At 45.4% G+C, this 22,941-nt stretch carries 20 protein-coding genes; 3 read left to right on the top strand and 17 right to left on the bottom strand.

All coding sequences use genetic code 11. The features are described 5' to 3' along the window. Positions 1-34: 34 nt before the first annotated feature. A complete protein-coding gene (locus tag ASL14_RS19325; RefSeq protein WP_134913085.1) occupies positions 35-655 on the bottom strand; it encodes a hypothetical protein in 621 nt (206 codons plus the stop codon). A 36-nt stretch (positions 656-691) separates the two neighbouring features. Next, on the bottom strand, positions 692-1,270 hold the full coding sequence (locus ASL14_RS19320) for a hypothetical protein (RefSeq protein WP_223264366.1): 579 nt from the start codon (positions 1,268-1,270) through the stop codon (positions 692-694). Between the two features lie 816 nt (positions 1,271-2,086). Between ASL14_RS19320 and ASL14_RS29630 the strand changes: the two genes are divergently transcribed. From ASL14_RS29630 to ASL14_RS19305, 3 genes are all read left to right on the top strand, one after another. After that, entirely contained in the window at positions 2,087-2,254 is a 168-nt protein-coding gene (locus ASL14_RS29630) for a tyrosine-type recombinase/integrase (protein ID WP_189338177.1), read from the top strand. Positions 2,255-2,275: 21 nt separating this feature from the next. Next, positions 2,276-2,584, top strand: a complete 309-nt coding sequence (locus ASL14_RS19310) for a tyrosine-type recombinase/integrase (RefSeq protein WP_223264037.1) — start codon at positions 2,276-2,278, stop codon at positions 2,582-2,584. Between the two features lie 218 nt (positions 2,585-2,802). After that, positions 2,803-3,579: a PPK2 family polyphosphate kinase gene (locus tag ASL14_RS19305; RefSeq protein WP_134913083.1), complete on the top strand. Its 777-nt coding sequence runs from the start codon at positions 2,803-2,805 to the stop codon at positions 3,577-3,579. A 147-nt stretch (positions 3,580-3,726) separates the two neighbouring features. On the opposite strand, the gene crcB (ASL14_RS19300) is transcribed toward ASL14_RS19305, so the two are convergent. The 15 genes from crcB (ASL14_RS19300) to ASL14_RS19230 all read right to left on the bottom strand — a co-directional run bounded on the left by crcB (ASL14_RS19300) (position 3,727) and on the right by ASL14_RS19230 (position 22,845). Next, positions 3,727-4,083 carry a fluoride efflux transporter CrcB gene (gene crcB / locus ASL14_RS19300; RefSeq protein WP_134913082.1) on the bottom strand — a complete coding sequence of 119 codons (357 nt, stop codon included), beginning with the start codon at positions 4,081-4,083 and terminating at the stop codon, positions 3,727-3,729. Continuing rightward, positions 4,080-4,481 carry a fluoride efflux transporter CrcB gene (crcB, locus tag ASL14_RS19295; RefSeq protein WP_134913081.1) on the bottom strand — a complete coding sequence of 134 codons (402 nt, stop codon included), beginning with the start codon at positions 4,479-4,481 and terminating at the stop codon, positions 4,080-4,082. The genes crcB (ASL14_RS19300) and crcB (ASL14_RS19295) overlap by 4 nt, the downstream gene beginning before the upstream one ends. Before the next feature lie 101 nt (positions 4,482-4,582). After that, positions 4,583-5,893, bottom strand: coding sequence for a replication-associated recombination protein A (locus tag ASL14_RS19290; RefSeq protein ID WP_134913080.1), 1,311 nt, complete (start codon positions 5,891-5,893; stop codon positions 4,583-4,585). Positions 5,894-6,255: 362 nt separating this feature from the next. Next, on the bottom strand, positions 6,256-8,397 hold the full coding sequence (locus ASL14_RS19285) for a HelD family protein (RefSeq protein ID WP_134913079.1): 2,142 nt from the start codon (positions 8,395-8,397) through the stop codon (positions 6,256-6,258). Positions 8,398-8,718: 321 nt separating this feature from the next. Next, a complete protein-coding gene (gene citG, locus ASL14_RS19280; protein WP_134913078.1) occupies positions 8,719-9,606 on the bottom strand; it encodes a triphosphoribosyl-dephospho-CoA synthase CitG in 888 nt (295 codons plus the stop codon). Positions 9,607-9,659: 53 nt separating this feature from the next. Continuing rightward, on the bottom strand, positions 9,660-10,196 hold the full coding sequence (citX, locus tag ASL14_RS19275; RefSeq protein WP_134913077.1) for a citrate lyase holo-[acyl-carrier protein] synthase: 537 nt from the start codon (positions 10,194-10,196) through the stop codon (positions 9,660-9,662). A 1-nt stretch (position 10,197) separates the two neighbouring features. Further along, positions 10,198-11,241 (bottom strand): [citrate (pro-3S)-lyase] ligase, encoded by a 1,044-nt coding sequence (gene citC / locus ASL14_RS19270; RefSeq protein WP_223264036.1) that lies wholly within the window; start codon positions 11,239-11,241, stop codon positions 10,198-10,200. A 117-nt stretch (positions 11,242-11,358) separates the two neighbouring features. Continuing rightward, positions 11,359-12,531 carry an NAD(P)-dependent malic enzyme gene (locus ASL14_RS19265; protein ID WP_134914576.1) on the bottom strand — a complete coding sequence of 391 codons (1,173 nt, stop codon included), beginning with the start codon at positions 12,529-12,531 and terminating at the stop codon, positions 11,359-11,361. 54 nt (positions 12,532-12,585) lie between these two features. Continuing rightward, positions 12,586-14,145: a citrate lyase subunit alpha gene (gene citF / locus ASL14_RS19260; protein ID WP_134913075.1), complete on the bottom strand. Its 1,560-nt coding sequence runs from the start codon at positions 14,143-14,145 to the stop codon at positions 12,586-12,588. Positions 14,146-14,155: 10 nt separating this feature from the next. After that, entirely contained in the window at positions 14,156-15,037 is an 882-nt protein-coding gene (citE, locus tag ASL14_RS19255) for a citrate (pro-3S)-lyase subunit beta (protein ID WP_025682174.1), read from the bottom strand. Next, on the bottom strand, positions 15,038-15,331 hold the full coding sequence (gene citD, locus ASL14_RS19250) for a citrate lyase acyl carrier protein (protein WP_134913074.1): 294 nt from the start codon (positions 15,329-15,331) through the stop codon (positions 15,038-15,040). Positions 15,332-15,376: 45 nt separating this feature from the next. Continuing rightward, positions 15,377-17,620, bottom strand: coding sequence for an ATP-binding protein (locus tag ASL14_RS19245; protein WP_134913073.1), 2,244 nt, complete (start codon positions 17,618-17,620; stop codon positions 15,377-15,379). A 190-nt stretch (positions 17,621-17,810) separates the two neighbouring features. Next, positions 17,811-19,160 carry a 2-hydroxycarboxylate transporter family protein gene (locus tag ASL14_RS19240; RefSeq protein WP_134913072.1) on the bottom strand — a complete coding sequence of 450 codons (1,350 nt, stop codon included), beginning with the start codon at positions 19,158-19,160 and terminating at the stop codon, positions 17,811-17,813. 639 nt (positions 19,161-19,799) lie between these two features. Continuing rightward, positions 19,800-20,498: a response regulator transcription factor gene (locus ASL14_RS19235; protein ID WP_134913071.1), complete on the bottom strand. Its 699-nt coding sequence runs from the start codon at positions 20,496-20,498 to the stop codon at positions 19,800-19,802. Positions 20,499-21,027: 529 nt separating this feature from the next. Continuing rightward, positions 21,028-22,845 carry an ABC transporter ATP-binding protein gene (locus tag ASL14_RS19230; protein ID WP_134913070.1) on the bottom strand — a complete coding sequence of 606 codons (1,818 nt, stop codon included), beginning with the start codon at positions 22,843-22,845 and terminating at the stop codon, positions 21,028-21,030. Between the last annotated feature and the right edge of the window lie 96 nt (positions 22,846-22,941).

The raw sequence follows: 22,941 nt of genomic DNA, 5'->3' as shown, positions 1-22,941 counted from the left end.
TTTGTTTAAATAAAGAACAGACCTTTTTTTGATTTTATTTCAAATCATATTTTTCCAATACTGATTTTCGGAATTTTTCTTTTGAATCTTGTTTTTCCCCCGAAATACTAGGGGATTGAGAAGAAGGTTCAATAGCAAACTTTCCGAGATCCATATTGATTACGCTATACTGTCCTTGTGTATTTTTCTTGAGAAAAATAATACTTTTTTCATTTTGCTTCAATTCAGTATAATCCTCATAAGCTATTTTTTTCTTGCTCCCAGCATCTTTAATATAAGAAATCGGTTCGACTATAGACAAAGGTTCTTCTGCGTTCAGTGCTACACCTTCGGGTGACTTAATTACCTTGTCAATTTTTACATTAGTAAGTGTGTAAAAGTCTTGTATAGTGCCATCATCAAAGCTCGTAACGATATGTTGACGATCGTCAAAATCCTGTAAAGGAGTCCCTATCACAATAAGTTCTGCATTGGAGTCCAACTCGTCTGCCGTTCCGTATTCAATATAAGAAGCTTCTAACGAGATTTTTGGAGTATTTAATTCTGGAAATTTTGGAGAAGCATTCGTGGATGTAAAAAAAAGACTCCCTGAAGCAATCAGTCCCCCTACCGCTAATACAGAAATACCCAACTTTATTTTTTTATTAAAAGTCATAATAGTGCCCCTTCCCTAAATTAGTTATTACGCTAATTAGTTTCCCCACTTGGCAATTAAGGATTGCTTGTCATATGCTTGAACACCGATAGACTGAATACCTTGTTTCATAACAGAGCTACTAGAAGTTGATGGATGCGCTTGAGATAACGTATGGCCAATCTCATGGGTTGCGTTGGAGGTTTTTTGTGCGGAATTCATACCGTAAGCCTCCATCTGATTATGATAAATTGCCACAGTAGCAAATGCCCATCTATCGCTTACACCTGCTACACCACCAGATGTGTTATAAGGAGTCGTTACTCCCAATAAACCAGAAGTAGCTGTAGAACCAACATAATATTTGTCTGGAGTCCCACTCGTCGATGTAGTTTTACCGATGTTTACTGATCCAGACGCAGCGCTCCAATCAGAACGTGCGGTATCATAGGCACTGGTATAGCCATTCGTAGAAACAGAGGAATCATAATATGCATTAAAATTGGCTGAGCTTCTCCCTCCGGTAAAGCTAGTTGCAAAAGAAGTGGAACTAATAGAAATCACGGCAATAGATAATATTCCGACCATGGAAAAAAGTTTTTTCTTGGAAGCTAATAGTCTTTTCAAGGTTAGCACCCCTTTTAGGAAATTTGGAAATCTTATTATCATTCCTGACGCAACAGAAAACCACTAAATCATTGGCAGCACTTGCTACACTACTAAGTCCAAACGCATCACCAGTTTTAAAGACACTACAACTAGAGTCATTGAGATTTTATTTTGTTTTCAACTCAATCCTCCCTTTTATTTGGACATTTCCACTATTAATATACAGTTTACCCTTACAACAATCTACCATTTAAACAAAATATTTCATAATCCGACATCAATTTGATTCTTTATTCCTACTTGAAATGTAAGTTTATAGCTCTGCTTCAGGCTCAATATACGCTTTTTGAAGCTTAAGGATTCATAAAAATTTCAGGTTTAGATCGCTTACTTCTAATTAATGATATGGAGAAGAGTTACTCCAGTCTACCTATCTCAGCAAGAGTAAGTCTTTACCATGTCAAATCGTTATCTCCGTCAATTACTGAGTTTTGATTATCGTGAAACGCGACATTTGAAATGTCAATGAGTCTAATTTAGATTGACGATTTATTACTTCTAATTTCCCGTTTTGGGATATCCAAGTGTATTCAACTTGAGCACACCTAATCAGTAAATCCAACTCCTTATTCTTACGGCGCAGCTTTGCATAGCCAGATTTGTCTACCATTAAAATTTCAATGTCAGATAATCATGTCACCAAGTGACACGATAAAGTTGGACGTTGTGTCCAACAGTTTAACGTAGTGTTAAACTCTGCAACATCAAGGGTTATAACAAGTTGTTAAAAGCCTACAACCGATTTCTTATGTATCACTCTCTGTAGATCAAGCTTTCTTCATCTTGACTAGACTCACTGCCAAATCTTATCGGTCTGGTATTGCCACACATATTTTACCTTTTCTAAAAGACAAAACACTTGGCGAATTGACCTCTACAGACATAAAAGGAGTAATAAATCGTATAAAAAAGAAAGTAAAGAATGGAAAGCCCGTTAAAGAAGTTAGATAGACCTAAAGTTGTAAAAAAGATGTGGACAATGATTTAGTCTGTTGTACAAATATTGGAAAGCAAGTTTTCCCAAACACATTTACAAGGCTGATGAAAAGAAAGATAGAAGAACTAGAACTACCATCTATTCGATTTCACGATCTTAGACATACCTCTGCTTCGTTGATGCTGTCCATTGGGATACATCCAAAAGTTGTTTCCGAAAGATTGGGACATCGTAGTGTAACTATAACTTTGGATACTTATTCACATTTATTGAAAAACACGCAGTCAGATGCAGCAGTAGGATTGAGCAATTTACTGAGTAAAAAGAAGTATCTGATCCACTAGAAACTGAAAAAAAATTCTGTGACCAAAAGCGTGACCAGAAAGTCGAAAATGTAGCCGTTTAGACCAAGAAAAGCAAAGATACATAAGGAAATTTTGATAACACCCCCATTTGGGTATATGATATAGACAAGATATCTTACTTCAATTGAAAAGGAGCGTGCCTTTATGTCTGATTCATTAGGAATGCTGACACCGGGTAAAAAAGTTTCTTTAAAAGAATGGAACCCCAAGGATACGCAGGATATCAAAATAAAGAAGAAATTCAGCAGGAAACAGATCAATTGAAGGAACGCTTCGCGGAACTACAAAGCAAATTATTTACGGAAAAGAAGCAGGCGGTTTTATTTGTATTTCAGGGTATGGATTGCAGCGGAAAAGATGGCGTCATCAAGCAGGTATTTTCCAACCTCAATCCGGCGGGTGTGACAGTCCACAGTTTTAAATCGCCTACAGCCAAAGAATTAAGTCACGACTTCCTGTGGCGTGCCCACAGCGTAACTCCGGGGCGGGGATATATCGCGGCGTTCAACCGTTCTTATTATGAGGATGTACTGATTACACGTGTTCACGGTCAGATATCCGACAAGCAGGCCAAACGAAATATTAAACATATCAAACATTTTGAACAACTGCTGCTGGATAGCGGTGTAAAGGTCGTCAAAATCTTTTTACATATTTCAAAACAATTCCAGTTGGAGAAGCTAATCGACCGGATTGAAAAGCCACATAAAAACTGGAAACTTGATCCAAGTGATTTGCAGGAACGTAAATTTTGGAAGCAATATACTCAATACTATGAGGACGTGCTGGAGCTAAGCGCAACCAAGCAGGCTCCGTGGTATGTCGTTCCTTCGGATAACCGTTGGTACAGGGATTATACCGTGCTGCGCATTGCCGTCCAAACGCTGGAGGAAATGAAGCTGTCCGATCCTGAACCAAGACCGGAACTGGAATCCCTTTTGCCTGAGCTGTATAAAGAACGGGATAAAAAATAGCTTCGCAGGCGCAAGTACTCTATCATGTGTTTGTTAACATACCAAATAAAAAAAGCTTTCAAAGCCTTACTCATGGCTGAAAATGCCGCGTGAGGGATTTGGAGGCTTTTTTTGCGTTTTACAGACTATTTTGGAGACTAATAAAGTTCAACTAATCATATATCCAACAGCCGCCGCCGTTACTCCTACCACCACGGAAGACAGCACATAGACAGCCGTACGCCGATATTCTCTACGTTCGATCAGTTGGAGAGATTCATACCCGAATGTTGAAAAGGTGGTATAGCCACCACAAAAACCTGTCCCTAGCAGTATCCAGAGTGCAGGAGACAGATTATGCTGCGTAAATTCGCCGTACAGCCAGCCGAGCAGCAATGAGCCGCTGATGTTAATGATCCACGTTCCCCACGGAAATGCGGTGCCAAACCTTTTTCCAACCCACATGCCAAGCCCGTATCTCGCCAATGTACCGACCATTCCACCTGCCGCCGCCCACCAGATCATAAGCTATCCTCCTTGGGAGTAGCTTGCGTCATTTTCGTGCCCAGACGAATACCTGTCCATGTCAAAAACAGACCTCCACATACACTGAGCAACAGATACAACACAGCCGTAAGCGCACGATCATGAACCGTCAGACGCACGGCATCCACTGCAAAGGTGGAAAAGGTTGTAAAGCCCCCAGTAAAGCCTGTTCCGATGGCAAGTCGCCAGCGAGGCTTGATCCGCCACGACCGTAAGGTTACGGTGAAAAACCAGCCGAGAAACAGACAGCCGATCCAATTAATGAACAGTACGCCAAGTGGAAAATCGGCCCCTGCCGCAGGCAGCAATGTTTGTATGCCGTAACGGGCAGAGGTTCCGAGTGCTCCACCTGCCCCGACGAATAGCACGTCTTTCATCTTTATATCCCCTTTTTCACTCTTGCAGTATTCAAGGTGTAACCATAACAGCGGCTGAACCTGATCTTACACACTACGTATATCCGTCTGCTACATATATTTTACGACTGTGAATCCCGCCACTGCTGGTTTTGTCTGATTTTCGACTCATTCCCCTGCTCTGTAGCCTGGTAAAAGATCCGGTCTGCTATCGAATCAGGCAAATATTGCTGTTTCACATAATGGTTCGGATAATTGTGCGGATATTGATAGCCGACATGACCGAGCTTCTCCGAGCCTTTGTAATGTGCATCTCGCAAATGCAGCGGCACCTCAGCAGATTTGATGTCGTCCATAGCCGACATTGCCCGTGAAATTGCCGTATATACGGCATTCGATTTCGGACTCTCCACGGCGAACAAAATAGCCTGCGCGATGTTCAGCTTGGCCTCCGGCCAGCCGTTATTGCGATATGCTTCAAGCGCACTCACTGCCTGCACCATCGCCTGCGGATTTGCCAGGCCAATATCCTCGCTGCTCGCCGCGATGAGGCGGCGGAGGAAGGTCATCGGGTCCATGCCTAGCTTCTCTACGGCGTAGAGAAACCAGAACAGAGCTGCGTCGCTGGAGCCGCGAATGCTTTTGTGAAAGGCGGACAACACGTCATACTGCGTGGACTCGTCTGCCTTGACAATCGGACGGCGAATGGATTCCTCCGCGACTTCCAGCGTCACGTGAATCGTGCCGTCTGCCAGCGGAGGCGTCGTGAGCGCCGCCAGTTCCAGCGCGTTCAGGGCGCGACGGATATCGCCGTTCGCCATGGACGCGATGTGATCCAGCGCAGCTTCGTCCACCTGAAGCTGCATATAGCCGAGCCCCTTGTCCGCATCGCCCAAGGCGCGGCGCATGGCTGCCAGCGAATGCTCCTGCGTCAGCGATTCGAGCTGAAATAACGTAGAGCGGCTCAGCAAGGCGCCGTTTACGTAGTGAAAGGGATTTTCGGTTGTGGCGCCGATAAATACGATCGTACCCTTTTCCACCGCAGGCAACAATGCATCCTGACGCGAGCTGTTGAAACGATGTACCTCATCGAGAAACAGGATCGTTTTTTTGCCATACATAGATTTATTCGTTTGTGCGCGGTCAATGACTTCCCTCACGTCCTTCACTGACGCTTCCACTGCATTCAGGCGAACAAATTCGCCTTGCGTGTGTTGTGAAATAATATGCGCCAGCGTCGTCTTGCCACATCCCGGCGGCCCGTACAGGAGGATGGAAGAAACCTGGTCTGCCTCTATTGCTCTTCGCAGCAGTTTGCCCGGACCGACCACATGCTCCTGTCCAATATATTCATCCAGCGAAGTCGGACGCAGCCGGTCAGCAAGCAACCGATTGCTTGGCGTCGACTCTTGGGAATATGAAAATAAGTCCATTTCATTCACTTCCTTATGGTGATATGAGGGAACACTCTACCCCTGCGGGGTCCATATACATCGTGTTCGCTCATGCGGTTGAAACCTTGAAATTTCAAGCGATCTATTATCCTAAAAACGGTATGAACCGCCTTTTATTCTACCATACCCGCAGACAAGTTGCAGATAGCACGGTCACGGCATAGCTATATATTTACATACCTGCAACCTGGCAAGCAAAAGAAAGAACAGCCGAACGAAAGATAAATTTCGCGGCTGTTCTTATTACTGATATGACATATGACTCCCATGATGTTCACCATTATGGTAGCTTAAGCAGTTACTTCGCATCCACTTAGGCGCTAATTTAAAATACCCTTTCCTTACTTCGCCTGCTCCTGTACATAACTCGGAAGCGTACCCTCATGTAACAGCCACAGCTCATGCAGCGCACGGGTACAGCCCACATACAGCAGCTTGGCATCCCATGCCAGCTCTCCATAATGTTCTCGGTCGGCATCCGCTACAATGACTGCGTCGAACTCCAGCCCTTTGGACAGGTACACAGGCAGAACGGACAAGCCGCCTTCGTATTGCTTTTTACCACCGTCAATCAGATTCACATTTAACCCTGCATTCGTAAAGACCTCATGCAACTCCACAGCTTCCTTCAAGGTACGCGTCAGCACAGATAAAGTGCGATATTCCTTGGAAGAAAGCTCTTGCAGAGCGGTCAGCAAACTCTGTTCACGCCCCGATGTACCATATGGCAGGGTACGCACCGGATCGCCGCTACGGAATACCGGAACTGCCGTAATGCCGCCGCGAACCCCCTGCTCCAAAATCGTATTTGCAAATTCTATAATTTCCAGCGTTGATCTGTAGCTTCGGGTAAGTGCAAAATATCCCGTATGTTCCGGCGCAAAAAGAGAACTCATTTCCTCCCACGCATGTACGCCACGGTATTCGTGAATACCCTGCGACAGATCACCCAATATCGTGAAGGAATGCCCTTTAACGAACAAATCCAGCAATGCGATATGAAAAGGTGAAAAATCCTGCGCTTCATCAATGACCACATGGTCAAAACGTTGAGACGATTCCACCTCATGAATCAGTACATGAAGATATACCAACGCAGTAAGATCCTCTTCGCGGATAACCTGTTTACGCAGATCCGACTGTGTGGTCTTAAAAATAGCAGCAGGCAAAGAAGCCTTCAGCTCCGCAGCCGTGTCTGCGGGTAATCCTTTTGCTGCCTGAAAAAGCTGCTTGTAAAGCGTCAGCGCGTCGTATTGGGGCCATTTTTTAGCATATGCCTTTTCCCGGGGTCCCGCTTTTTTCTTGCGTTCCTTGAGCGCAGCCGCCGAGGGTGACTTTTTCAGCTCCATTTCAATCCAGCGATGGACTCTTGCAAGCACGCGTTCTTTTCGCTTCGCAAGCGGATAGGGCTTGTATTCCTCATTGAACCAGTTCAAAATCTCGGCTCGCGGGAGCACCGCTCCATCCCATGGTGAAAAATCTCCCTCCGGGACCGAGACAGGCTCCAGCCGTTCCACAAAAGCTTGAAGCAGCTTCATGAAGCGAATCGAACCTTTGAATCGTCCTGGCGCCTCATCCATAGATTCCGTTCTGAGGCTGCCGCTCTCAAACCAATAAGCTAACGTTTCAGCAGGATCAGCTATAGGTAAATCCAGACCCAACAGGTTAAGTGCCCAGTCCGCAAATGTACTTTGCTGAATATTTCCGACCCCCAGCTCTGGAAGTACATCTGAAATATAATCGAGAAACATATGGTTCGGTGCAAAAATAACCATCTTGTCCGCCGATACTTGCTCCTTGTACTGATACAGCAAAAATGCGAGACGATGCAGCGCTACCGTCGTCTTGCCACTACCCGCTACCCCCTGAATGACGAGGGCTGTATTTTTAGCTGCGCGGATGATTTGATCCTGCTCCGCCTGAATCGTAGATACAATATCCCGCAATCGGTTATCCTTGTTCTCTCCCAGACGATAGACGAGAAATTCATCGGAAACCGCAGGCTCGTCGCTTTCACGGTTGTACGTATCGGCTACCCGTTCCAGTATTCTTTTACGAATAACAACGTTGCGCTTTAGATACACCAAGCCCTCAATCGTTCCCTCAGGAGCTTCGTAGGACGCGGTTTCTTCACCGCCTGTAAAAGAATAAAACAAGCTGGCAATCGGCGCGCGCCAATCAATCACAAGCGGATACGCAGACGCTTCCTCACGCTCCACTCCAATTTTGCCGATGTAAAGCGGCTTACGCTGTCCCCTGCCATGTTCGTCAAAATCCATACGTCCGAAATAAGGCTCCTGTGCGCTTTTTGCCAAAGCCTGGCGTTTTTCCTCCCGCCCGGATTCCAGCACCTGCTCCGTAAAATCATGCCCCGTGTACACCGGCGTATTGCGAAGCCGTTCCAATCTGCGATCAATTTCCTCCATAGCAAGCGACAGCCTGTGCTGTTCTTCTTGATAGGCACTTTGAAACCCGTTCTCCATTTCAGTTACCTCCTAAGAATATCAAGTCTCGATTTCTGCATCCCATTCACTTGCTCCGACACAAAAAAAGGAAAGTAAGCGTAACACATTTAACCACAAAAATCCAATCTTATTTTCTTAATACGCCTGTTTTCATATATGAAAGACCTCTTATTAAACACGTAAATCAACACAGCTTCATTCACAATTATTTCTTTTCATAAAAAAATCCCCCTTACAGCAGTAGGTTTTACGAATGAACCTGTCTGTTGTAAAGGGAACATATCACTTTGTGGACAGCCCTTCTTCATTAAAATGGGTCGTCTACGAACCGCATTGCCATTATATTGCAGGTGGCGCTAGACATAAATATTCCAACATGATTGTGACTGCCAGTAAATCAGCGGAGCCACCAGGACTAACATTTTTTTGCACAAACTCATCGTTCATTTGATGAATCATGGCGAGACCTCTCTCTGACAAGATACCGCCCGCCTCTAGCACCTGCTTGGCATATTGCTGGACATAGGTTAGCATCTCCCTATCGTGTCTACCAACGACATTCGTATCTTCGTTGACAACCATCAGTTGTAACAGGGTTTGAACACAGATATCATTCACATGGTATCGTTGCGATGACTTCAACTCACGATAGACGGGCAGAGCATATTCTCGTACGGTAGGGAAGCCTGCTTCCACCTCGCCACGTATGCCCGTCATGCCCCATTCTTTATACAACCGTTCGCCGACCGTTAAGCCTGTTGATTTTTTCAGGGATGCAAGCTCACTCGCACATAAACCTTTGGTCATCTGAGCAACGGTCTCACAAATTACTTGTTCATCCAGCCTGCTAGCAGCTGCTCGTGTCGTACAACAATACGCGGCGGCGGTACAAATAATTCCTAGCGAAAAAATAAGACCTTTATGTGTGTTCACCCCGCCTGTTGCGGCAAACATAGCCTGTTCGGCTTCCTGTCCCAAGGGACGCAGATTCGCAAATAGTATACGAAGATCCTCTCCATGAAAGGAACCTCCCGCCTGTGTACATCTTTCAAAATAGCCGGAAAGTGCGACCGCACTAGACATAAACGTAAAGAAGTCCATATCCTTGTGAGCACCACGATTAAACCGATCTACCAGTCCCGGCTTTGGGCTGGCGGAGACCTCTGTTAGCAGTGCAAGGACAGCTTGTTGACCAATGCTTTCACATAATAAGCTTGTTGCAATCATACATACCTACAACCTTCTTCCCTGGATTTTTTAATGATGATGAACGATCATGCTCATTTGACTACTTGATGCTTTCGCGTATAACTCTCCACCAGTGCTTTGATAGCTTCCAGCAATTCGGGAAGTGCATGTGCTCTACTCCGTCCACAACCATGCGCAGCCTGCTCGCACATGAGACATTTTCGCTTGCCCAAGCCAAGTTCATCTCTTGAGATTGCCCTTCCATTGGGTCCAATCACATCCAGATCCAGTAATCTTCCTAGTGGATGCCCATCTTCAATGGCAATGACCAACTTTTTCAATATTCGCGTGTCTGCCTGAACGGCAACATATGCTTCTGGACCTGTTAGCAGATCATACGCTTCACTGTGCAGCGGTGTCATTGGGTTCACCGCCAGCTGACTCATCAAGATACGATAGCCTTCTTGAAAAACGTATTTACTTGTTGGAGAGGACTTCTGTGGTCCTGGGATATTGATCGTCATGCTGATCAGAGGTACCGCGTACCTGCGGATCAGTTGTCCTTGTCTATCTGCCCGGTTTTCGCGTGCCTGTAGCATTTCTTCAAGGGTAACCTCATACGAATACATGTTATGACATCTCCCTGATCCGCCTGATGATTTCTCCAGCTTCCACTGACAATAAAAACTGATAGGTCGTGTCCGGTACAAGCTGCTTCACTTTATCCATTTGACCCAGACGGATATATTTGCGGACCGCAGAGGCGCTGATGGCATCCCCTTCCCATAGCAGTCGCGGTATTTCCTCTACGTCTATTCCAACGGAAGGCAGTAATTTTTTCATGATCGTGTTGTACCTGCGGGTCAAGACACAGCTTGGCTCCTGACCGATATACCGTTTTTGAATATTTAGCAGCGGAGCTATATACTGGCTAAATATTTTTAAATCCAGTGATATATGCGTACTTGCTGCCTCTTCATCATTTTTGAGGAAGTAAGAAGGAAACGTTGCGTTGGAGATGATATAGTCTTTGCCTTTGTGCACGATCACATTGGCCAAATGTCTCACGCCTTCTTCCACTAGTCTATATCTGACATCTGATGGAAAAATGGATCGGTCCTCCCAAACTACAAAAAGATGCACCTTTTCCCAAGCCGCCGCTGCATGCTCGATTAAGTGCAGATGTCCAAGTGTGAATGGATTACAGTTCATGACAATCGCAGCCGAAGGCACGAGATCGCCCGATTCCTGCAAAAGCCCTTGCTGATACTGCCGGACACCATCCCATCGGTTTTCCAACAAGACAGCCTTGGAGGATTCCTCCACAATTGGATAAAAGCCGAGATCCTTGAAAATTTGTTTATTTACTGGTTTTGTATACATAAACAGGTGAGCCCTTCCCCGCCTGTATTCTTCATTTACTAAATGGCTAACGATTTGTGCCGATAGCCCCTGGTCTTTATAAGATTCATCCACAGCAATGCACTTCAGTACACTACCTGAAAAGGAACCCGTAGCGGCAATGTCGCTGCCATCTACAATTTCCATCGTATATTCAATATGATGGTCTATTCTAAGACCTTGGCGCTTGAGGAAATCACGAAGCTTTCTTTGAGCGTCTTCAGAGGTTGGATTTAAAATCTCTTCACGCAAATGTTCCATCCACATAGCCATAATCTATCACCGTTTTTCTGCATGGAAGTCAGAATAAGTAGAATGACGCATCCCACACTCTGCAAGCGAAAGGATAGGATGCGCATCCTGTTTATTTGTTCTGAAAAGACAATGTCTTTATTTTCTTACAACACCGCTTTGTTCTGCGACGATTTTTACTGCTTTGCTAACTGCTGCACTTACTCTTTTGTCAATCGCATCTGGAACGATATAGGTATCATCAAGCTCCTCGTCTGTTACCAGATCTGCGATGCTTCTGGCTGCCGCTAATTTCATTTCCATCGTGATGTCCGTGGCCTTGGCATCAAACGCGCCTCTGAAAATACCGGGGAATGCCAGCAGGTTATTGATTTGGTTGTGAAAATCCGATCTGCCGGTCGCAACAATTCTTGCTCCGCCTTTGTGTGCTTCCTCCGGCAAAATTTCTGGAATCGGATTGGCAAGGGCAAAAATGATGCTTCCATTGCTCATGGTTTGCACCATTTCTTTTGTCATCACATCTGCAACCGATAAGCCGATAAAGATGTCCTTGCCTTTGATGACTTCTGCAAGGCTGCCTATTTCTTTATCACGATTCGTCAGCTTGGCGATTTGCTGCTGAGGTTCATTGAGAGAGGTGTCGCCTTCGACCAAGGCACCATCAATATCGCAGAGAACGATACGCTTCGCTCCTGCAACAAGCAATAGCTTGGCGGTGGCAATACCCGAAGCTCCTGCTCCATTGATGAGGATGCGCACATCCTCCATTTTTTTGCCCACAAGTTTCAAGGCATTACATAACCCTGCAAGCACAGCAACTGCCGTTCCATGCTGATCATCATGATAAACTGGAATGTTCAGTTTTTCTTTTAATTTGTCTTCAATATAGAAGCATTCTGGCGCCTTGATGTCTTCAAGATGAATGCCTCCAAAACCTGGGGCGATCACTTCAACCGTGCGCACAAACTCGTCTGGATCAGTGCTGTCGATACAGATAGGGTACGCATTCACCCCACCAAATTCTTTGAGCAACAAAGCCTTGCCCTCAATGACAGGCAGCCCTGCCTCAGGGCCAATATCCCCCAGACCCAGCACGGCTGTCCCATTCGTTAGAATCGCCACGGTGCTCCCTTTAATCGTGTATTCATAGGCTTTGCTCTTATCTTTGGCGATTTCCTTGCATGGCTCGGCAACGCCAGGTGTATAAGCTATCGCTAAATCCTCTTTACTTACGACCGGTACTGTCCCTACAATCTCCAGCTTGCCGTTTCTTATGCGGTGTGCCTGTAAAGCGGCTTCTTTTATACTCATAAGTTTGTTTGTACTGAGCAACTGCTCAATACTTCCTCCTCTTGGTTTATAATTTTAGCGTCCTTGTTTCACTTGACGAATTACATCAATTACGGAACCATCACGATATTTGATAACACCCACAATTTTATCTTCCCATTGAATCGGCTCTGGTTTGCCGACAATCCGCGTAGCCTTCTCTTGCAACTCTTCGATTGTGAAGACAGGGAGCTTGGCGGCCTTGAAGCTAGCCAGGAGATCTTGGCGGAGAGGGTTCACAGCGATGCCCTGATCAGTAACCAGTACATCAACCGTATGACCTGGTGTGATAATGGTATTTACACGATCAAGAATGGCAGGCATTCTTCCGCGAATCAGCGGAGCGACGATGATGGATACTGCAGCGCCTGCGGCAGTATCGCAGTGTCCGCCGGAAGCTCCACGGATGACCCCATCGGACCCGGTAATTACGTTCACATTAAAATTCAGATCAATCTCCAGCGCACTCAGCACAACAACATCCAGTTGGTGAGCAGCGCAGCCTATATTTTCAGGGCTTGCGTAATATTCCGCACAAATTTGTTGATGGAATTTGTTCTTTCTCAGCGATTCTACGGCGCGCAGGTCGAAGCTCTGCACGTCCAAAAGCTTTTCAATCAATCCTTCTTCATGCAGGTCAACGATTTGTTGGGTAATACCCCCCAGCGCAAAGCTTGCTTTGATATTGGCGGCAAGCATTTTTTCCCGCAGAAACCTGGTAGTTGCAAGCGCAGCACCCCCGGAGCCGGTTTGCAATGAGAATCCATCCGCGAAATATCCGGATGCTTCAATTACATCTGCCGCGTTTTTGGCAATTAACAGTTCCTTCGGATTCTTCGTGTAACGGGTAGCCCCTGAGACAATCCCCTTCTGATCACCGATGCGATCCACGACGACCACATAATCCACCTGGGTTTCAGGAATGGCGAATGGAGTGTTCGGATAGGAGACCAAATGGTCAGTGATCATCACAACATTGCGCGCATATTGTGCATCTACCATGGCATAACCCAGGGAGCCGCATGCCGATGGAGCTTCGTTTATGCTGGAAATTCCGTTTGCGTTGCCGTATGCATCACAAGAAGGAGCGCCCAAAAAGGCTACGTCAATCGGGCATTCCCCTGATGCAATCGCTCTTGCGCGACCACCGTGAGAGTTAATCGTCACCGGAATATCAAACAATCCGTAGGAATATGCCTGAGCTAGCTCGCCTCTAAGGCCACTGGTCTCGATTCTGCGGATGACACCGTTTCGCACATGCTCTACCAACGGAGCGTGAATATCCGTCAAGGAGCTGGCTGCCAAGACAAGATCACGAATACCCATTTTGGAGATTTTATCCATAACCATATTCAAGATAAAGTCCCCGTTGCGTAAATGGTGGTGGAACGAGATCGTCATCCCATTACGCAAGCCTGTAGCTTCAATGGCTTTCTCCATCGAATCCATGATTTTGTTTTTGGCAGGATTTTGCTGGCGTTCTTTTAACCGTTCTGTATTTTTAAATTGCCCGTAAGTCGATTTGCGATCAAAGGGAGTTATCGCATCAAGTCCCTCAATAGCTAAAGGAATTTCTCTCCCAGCACCGTTTAGCATAACATTCACCTTACTCTACGTTTATTTTTGCCGCTTCCGCCAGGTCAAGTACTCTACGCGCACGTTCTACAATCGGACGGTCAATCATTTTACCGTCGAGACTGATCACACCTGAGCCTTTTGCCTCCGCTTCGAGACTGGCCTCAATGATCCGCTTTGATTTTTTGATCTCTGCTTCTGTTGGCGTATAGATGCGGTTTACAATCTCGATCTGACGCGGGTTAATAATAGATTTGCCATCAAAGCCTAGCTGTTTGATCAGCTTCACCTCGTTCGCAAAGCCTTCCTCATTATTTACATCCGAGTAGACTGTATCGACAGCAGCAATGCCAGCAGCTCTGGCCGCAAATAATATAAGGCTTCGTGCTGTCAATAGCTCAATGCCTTCTGGCGAGCGCGTTGTCTTCAGGTCTGTGACAAAATCCTCCGCTCCGATGGCGATACCGATAAGCCGCTTGCTGGCAACCGCAATTTGCGCCGCATTCAATGCGCCCATGCCACTCTCAACCGCTGCAAAAAGCTTGATTGTCCCATGCTCCATGCCGATCTTTTGTTCAATTTCGGTAATCAATTCATCCGCTTCAATCACGTCATCGGCGGTCTCCGTTTTCGGCAATCGAATGGCAGTTGGCTTCGCTCGTACAATCGCTTCAAAATCGTCTCTGCCATACGGCGTATGGAGTGGGTTTACCCTGACCAGCACCTCGATGCCCCCAAAATCAAAGGTTTTCAAAGCCTGGTAAACCAGCAAACGCGCCGCATCTTTTTCGTATAGGGAAACGGAATCCTCAAGGTCGATCATAATCGAATCTGCCCCATAGATATGGGCGTCCCGGATCATCCCTGGGTTATTCCCTGGAACATACAACATGGTCCTTCTCAGTTTCTGCATCTATTCCGCCTCCCATGGTCGGCAGTCGCTCTCGACCACTCTGCTTACGGCTGTCATTACTCTAGCCTTAATGGCGCAATCCAGTGCGCCTTTATCATTCGCGCGGACATATGCATGTTCAATGCCCATTCCTTGTAATGTTTCGAGAATCACTTTGCGAATCTGGTTCCCGAACTGGTTCTCTACGGTACTTTTCAACTCGATTTCAATACCTTTCGTCCCGTTCGGCTCGATGGAAATCGTAATATCGCTTGATTCCAGTGTACCGGCCATGCCTACTTGCTGAATAATCAATGTCTACACCTCTTTTGCCAATTGGATGGTAGATACTCTCCATCTTCAGGATTGCAGAACCTTATAAATCATTTGTGCCATATCTGAACCTGCTACAGGCTTACACATGTATTCATCAATGATCAATCTCTCCTTGTATGCCACCACGTGATCCTCGACATAACCGGTAATCAGGATGATTTTCATACTTGGGTTGATTACCTTGATACGTTCAGCCAATTCCGTACCCGTCAGATAAGGCATTGCCTGATCCGTAATGACCAGATCGTAATGGTTTGGAGACTTTTCAAACCGCTGCAATGCTTCCACACTGTCTGATTCTGTCTCAACGTGGAAACCATACGATTCCAGTCCTCTTCTCATCGCTTTCAATACGCGCTGTTTATCATCGACCAAAAGAATGCGCTTTTGTTCAGTAAACACAGGGTTTATATTTATCTCTGTCTCTTTTGCTACAAACTCCGTTTTCGGCAGATACACCGTAAACGTGCTACCCTTGCCCAGTTCCGAATCCACGGTAATAAATCCTTGATGTTTTTCGAGAATGCTTTGGACGATATACAATCCAAGCCCCGTACCCTCTCCTGTCGGTTTGGTTGTGAAAAAAGGATCAAAGATTTTCTGCAAGGTATCGTCACTCATCCCTCTACCCGTATCCAAGACAGATAAAGTAACGTAATCGCTGACTTCCAAGACGTTCTCGCGGATTTTTTTTACCTCTTGCAAGGGAAAGGTATCCAATATGATTTTTAGTTCGCCACCGGTTGTTTTCATTGCTTGATAGGCATTGTTGCACAGGTTCATAATGACCTGATGAATCTGTACTTTATTTGCAAAAATAACGGCTGAATCTACCCGTTTTTTGAACACAGCATTCACTTTGGGCGAGAGGAAGGATTTTATGAGTCCCAGTGCCTCTTCGACCTGTTCTTCAACCTTGACCGGAGCGTTTTTCTTGACCTTTCCACTCTCCAGCCGGCTCAATAGCAGGATTTCCTCGATTATCAATCTTGCTTTCTCGGAAGCATCATAAATCTCACTGACGTAATCATAAATTTCTTCAGCAGGTTCTATCCTGCTAAGCATGATTTCTGCATAGCCTCTGATGGGGGTTAGCAAATTATTAAAATCATGAGCAATTTCCCCTGATATCGTGCCGATCAACTGTAGCTTCTGCGAGTGCTGCAATTGTAGATCCTTTTTTCTCAATAGCTCGTTTTTGTTATTCAGTTCCCGCAAATACCTCGTCTCGTATTCTAGAGCCTCTTTATTTTTCTTCGTCCTCATGATGATATAAACGGCACAAGCCAGCGTCAGGACGATCATTGAAAAAATCTCAATGGTTTTAATTCGATTTTGTGCAATCGGTTCTCTCACATCATCGTAGTTCATGGCGGCGGCAACCACCCAAAACGAGTCACCGAGATGAACACGGGAAAATGCCTCAATCTTTTTCGTCTTGGTATAGAATTCGTCACCCCACCAGTACGAATGGTAGAAAGCCGAGCCTTGTTCCTGGGTAAGCTGAATTTTGAACAGTTTCTCCAGGTCGCGGTAATCAAGCCCCGGGTATTTGGCCTTAATCGCTGATAGCGATAACCCGATATTTTCTTCGCTCGGGTGCATGAGATAGTAGCCTTGCTGATCTTTGACATGGATATAACCCTTGGTCCCCACGCGAATCGGCTTTAACAGCTTCTCATACACAGCGTTTAGATTTACCACACTGATAAGCGCACCTTGAAATTTCCCATCGAGATAAACAGGCTGAAACAGATGCACAATATAATTGCCTTGCTTCTCCAGCTTGGCACTTGCGATGAACGGTTTTTTTTCTCGCAGCACCCTTTGTATATCATCCTTGATTAATTCATAGGCTTTAATCGCATCTCTACGAGTGCGCTTGGGAAATGTGTGTACCACTCTCCCCTCTAGGTTCACCTGGCTAATCCGATAGATGCTATCTTTTTTGGCGGCATAATAAGCGGATAGGTTTTCGTCAATCACAGCTTCATTCTTATTTGCTATGGCGAGCGACATCTCCCGGTTGCCTGTCAATATTTGCAGCGTGTGCATTTGTTCGTCGAAAAAGGATTCAATAGACGTGCTGTTTAACTTGGCAATCGTTAGCAATTGCTGCTGCTGCTGTTCAATTACGGTACGTTCTCCGTCCATATACGAGCCATAGGCCATCCACAGCAGAACTAGAAAAGAAATCGGAAGCGCTAGCTTAGTGATGAATGAAAAATGACTTCGATAATGAAACAGTATCTCTCGTTGAAATCTCATCCTGTTTTACCATCTCCATCGAGCTAGTAGCCCATCAGTCCCTATCCCTAGTACTAGGGCTGGTTCGCTTCCGAATTATACCAGTTATTCACATTCGTCTACGAAATGGTGTCTCAAGACAACTTCATTGTAATGACAAGATCTTAAAGTATCCTGTCAAATTATTAATTTTTTTTAAGATTTCACTACCTTAGTGTGTAAGGTATCGCAGCAGGAAAATAGCAAGTGTTACCGTTGCGGCACCACCGAGACGTGTGGATACCTGGGCAAATGGCATGAGTACCATTCTATCGGCTGCAGAAAGAATCGCAACATCCCCTGTTCCACCTTGGCTACATCGAGTAGAAGTAATAATCGCAGCTTCAACCGGATACATTTTCATCCACTTACCAGCAAAATATCCACTCACAACCACGGTTAGTACAGTTACAAAAATGGTGATGAAATAAGCAGGGCTAATTACAGAAATCAGTGCCTCCCATGGTGTTTTAGCAACACCTACCGCAAGCAGGAGCGGGTACGTTACAGCGATAACAAAGAAACGTTGCATCTGTTGCGCTCCGTCTTCAAGGAATTTTGGCAACCAACCAAAATATTTTGCCAGGAATGCCGCAAAGAGCATTACGATCGGACCAGGCAGACCAACAAACTCAGCGGCTAAGGTACCTACCATGAAGAATCCGATAGCTAAAATTGCTCCGGCAGCCATTTGGTAAAGATCAAGCGTTTTTTTGTTTTTATCCTCTGCAAGTCCCAAAACATCGCTATCCCCTGTTTTGAGTAGCATGCCGTTACCGGTAAGTTCCGGTTTTCTATCTCCCAGTTGTTTCAACAAGCCGGACAGGATAATAGCACACAAGCTACCCAGCATGACCGCAGGAATAATCATGGCAAATTGTTCACCTTGGGTCGAACCTAAAATTTGGCTGTAGCCGATAGAGAGTGGAATCGCACCTTCACCAACGCCTCCCGCCATGATAGGAGCAAGGATATAAAACAGGGTATCATACGCAGGGATTCCCAAAGCCACACCTGTAAGCAAACCGACACCTGTTCCGAGAATGGATCCAATCGTCAAAGGGACAGCCAATCTAACGACCGCTTTTATCATGAGTTCCCGGTTCATACCAAGGATACTACCCGCGATAACGATTGCGATGTACACATACAGGAAATTGGTATTATCCATAAAGTCAGTAACGGAATCAATTGCTGACTGCGGGAAAAGATGAGCATACACCATGTAAGAAGGAACAAACGTTGCCATAATGGCAGCGCCGCCGATATCCTTCAGAATAGGAATGCGTTTTCCAATTTCCGCCAGAATAAAGCCATACAATACCATGACAGATACAGCCCCAGGCATATCACTACCGAGCTTTCCGGAGTTCATCAGCAAGTAGACAACAGCCATAAACGGGATGTAAAGACCTACAGGAATGACCCCTCCAATCTTGTAATTCAACACCTTTTGCCATTTGGACTCTGTTCGTGGCTGTAGCTTAAGCTCTGCGGCTTCTTGTAGATTATTAGTGACCACTTGATCGCCTCCTAGATGATCAATCTGCGTTTATCCTCGAATCAATCGCTAGCCCAGGTTTTCACAAGACTTTGTTGTAAAACGGTTTCACTCATTGGATGATTCGAGATAACTAAATTGTAAAAAGAAAATCTTAAAGTATTCTGAGTAATCCTTAAATGTTTTTAAGAACCATGTGACAAAAATATGTTAGCGCTTTCAAAGAAAAAAACTACGGTTGACTCATTTACTAACACAGCTTGTTTCCAAACGTGTTTGAGGTAGGCTAAGGAATCTCGACGAGCACGACAAACTCACCGCAGCGGAGAATATGTTCATTCCCACTGCGGCGTCCCGTGGTTAAGTCGGTACATCGTCCTGGTTTGACTAAAAAACGTTCTGGTCATTATGTGTCCGGTTTTAAGTTTGCAGTCTAGACGACGGGCTTGGCAATATCTTTGAGATAGAGGTATGTTTGAGGCAGAGTCGCTACAATTTTATTAGAGGCATTGTGATGCCGCCCTCCAAAGTTATGTATTCCCTTTTGTTACTAAATTAAGGATGGCTAGCGAAATAATCAGCCGTAGAAAAAAAGCCCCCCGAGTCCATCGGCGTGCTTTCAAGAGAACGTATACAATTGGATAGAAGTATATAGTTAATCTATCTTTCAACGGAAAAACGATACCCGATTCCCCAGACGGTTTTGATATATTTCGGATTAGTGGGATTTTCCTCAATTTTGGTCCGCAGGTGTCTGATATAGACCATAATCGTATTATTATCGACAACCGTATCTTTCCAGATGTTTTGATATAGCTGTTCTTTCGAGAAGACCTGATTGGGGTGCTCCATAAAAAATTTCATGAGCTGTAATTCTTTTGATGACAACGCGATTTCCTGATTATTTTTTTGAAACGTATAGGTATGATGGTTGAATAGAAATGGTCCCAACGCAATGCGTGAGGCTTCTTGTTTTGATTCCTGAAGCTGGCGATATCTTTTAATCTGGTTCTTTACCTGAGCACAAAGCACAGGAGGACTAAATGGCTTGGTAATATAGGCATCTGCCCCAAGCCCAAGTCCAATGATCTGATCTGTGTCTTCTTTTTTCCCGCTCAGAAAAATGATTGGCGTATGGATGCCCATATTGCGCGTTTGACCAAGCACATCATAGCCATCAATATTTTCCATCATAATGTCCAGGAGGACGAGATCGAATGGCTCCTCGCTAATCATCCGCATGGCTTCCATGCCATTTTCAGCTTGAAGAACAGCCATTCCATCGCCTTCAAGAACCGTTTTAATCAATTTTCTGACAGCGTTCTCATCATCAACAACCAATACTCTCGGTTTGCTCATTCTTGACCCCATTCCTTTCTAAAAATCCTCTTACGAAAACCCTTTTTAACAATATAAAAAAACAAAAAACACATCACTTTTTTATTCATGACAAATATTTAAATATCTGTATATAAATGAGTTCATACGGAATCAATCCCATTTATTTCTTAGTGCGTTAATGAGAGCAACTTGCTAAATGAATTGACTTTATTCTTGCTTCTCGGTGTCCACTTTTTAGTCTAGCATCATTTTAGCCAACTCTATATGTTGTATGTCATACAGCTTCATTCACAATTATTTCTTTGTCCCTGCTCTTATGTTTTGCTCTTATGCTCTTATGCTCTTATGCTCTTGAACTCTGCTCTTGAACTTACCCTGCCCTTCACATAAAGTATGGACCCTTGCGGCACCAGCGAAGCGGGGGATTTGAATCCAAAGAAGCGGAGCGTTCGCCTTTGCCTCTGAATTCCAACCTTCTGTCTTACTACAATCAGAGGAATTCAGAGGCAACAGCGATCGGAGGATCAAATCACACGCGAAGCGGCCTCTAACGCTCCATACTCCTCTCCCCCATCTCCACAAACTGCTTCTGAGCCAGTTCTCGGTACACCTCATGGGATTCAATCAGCTCCGCGTGGGTTCCTGCACCGGTTACCTTACCCTTGTCCAACACAATAATTTGATCGGAATGAACCACAGTAGACAAACGGTGAGCGATGACAATCGTCGTTCGTCCTTCCATCAGGTTCGCCAGCGCTTTTTGTACCTCATGCTCAGATGAGCTGTCCAAGCTGGAGGTAGCCTCGTCCAGCATAAGAATATCCGGACTACGTAGAAGCGCACGAGCAATGGCAATCCGTTGCCGTTGCCCGCCGGAGAGCTTCATTCCCCGCTCACCCACTTCAGTCTCATAGCCTTGCGGTAAATCCATAATAAACGCATCCGCGTACGCCATCGTGGCTGCCTGTCTCACTTCCTCCAGATCAGCTTCCCGTCCCAAGCCATACGTAATATTATCTCTGACCGTTCCGGTCATCATCGAGCTTTCCTGCGACACATAGCCAATTTTGGAGCGCCAGGAGGATAGTGTATACAACGATATCGGTTCATCTCCATAACGAATCTCTCCCGTATCCGGTACATAAAAACGTTCCAGCAACGAAAACAGCGTGGACTTGCCGCTTCCGCTTGGTCCAACAAATGCAGTTGTCCGGTTAGCCGGAATGACCAAACTGGCATGATGAAGAACCTCTTCACCTTCAGTATAGGAAAAGACAACATCACGCAGCACGATATCCCTGCTTTCTTTTGTTGCTTCCTGCTTCAATTCCAGCGGCTCCTCTTCATGATCCAAAATAGTCTGAATTCGTTCCGTGGCACCCACCACCTTTTGCAGACGTGAATATAAGGTTGTGAACTGGGCCATCGGTGTAATCACCTGAAACAGCAGCAAAATAAAAGCTACCAAATCCCCCGCAGTCAGCACACCCGATGCGACGCGAACACCACCTACACCCAAAATAATAACCAGTACAGCGGTCAGCAAGAAAGTAGAAATGGGACCTACCAACGCCAAAATACGAGATTCCTGCAAGCCAAAACGGAACATCCGGTAAATCCGATCCTCTCCGGCCTGTGCTTCCCTGCTTTCCGTCCCATACGCCTTTACCAGCCTGATCTCTCCGATAACCTGACTCAGTACCGAGGTCAGATCAGCCATCTCATCCTGCTGCTTTTTGGAGATACGGTACATTTTCCTGCCCACGGGAAATAAAATCAGCGCTGTTAATGGAACGATAGCCATAATAATGAGTGTCATGACCCAATCCAGATAAAAAAGCAAGGCAATACCGCCAATAATGGCAATTACGTTAGAAATCAGATTCACAAGATACTCCGTAATCAGGTTCATAATCAGACTTGTATCATTGGTGACACGACTCATCGTATCCCCGGAACGATTCCGGTCAAAATACGGAATGGGAAGAGACAAAATTTTATGCCATAAGCGTTTGCGCAAATTAGCCACAATTTTGTGTCCGGCATAGTTCAGCATATAAATGGAAACCGCTGAAGCCACAGCCTGGAGCACGAAAGCCCCAAGCAAGCCAAGAATAACCATTCGGTTCAATGAAGAAAAGGTCAAACCGTCGATCAGTCCCTTGGTCATCAGCGGTACAACTAAACCGGCAATTGTCTGAATCAAGGTCAGAATCAGGGCGATAACGAGAATGGCCTTGGGAGGGTGTGCGCTTGCAATCAATTTGATAAACTTGCCCATACCAGCCCTATCGGGTTTTTTACCCGGCTTTTCCTTCATACTGTTCTGCTGTTCATCTTGCTGTAGATGATGTTCCTTTTCCATAAACCATTTACCTCGCTTCCTGTCTGACCATTCTTGTCCAAACAACAACACCCGCGCTGTGCACGGGTATGAACAGTACAGCCTAAATTTGAGTTT

The organism is Paenibacillus sp. IHB B 3084, from assembly GCF_001447315.1.
Lineage (GTDB): Bacteria > Bacillota > Bacilli > Paenibacillales > Paenibacillaceae > Paenibacillus.
This window is presented reverse-complemented; position numbering and strand designations above follow the sequence as displayed.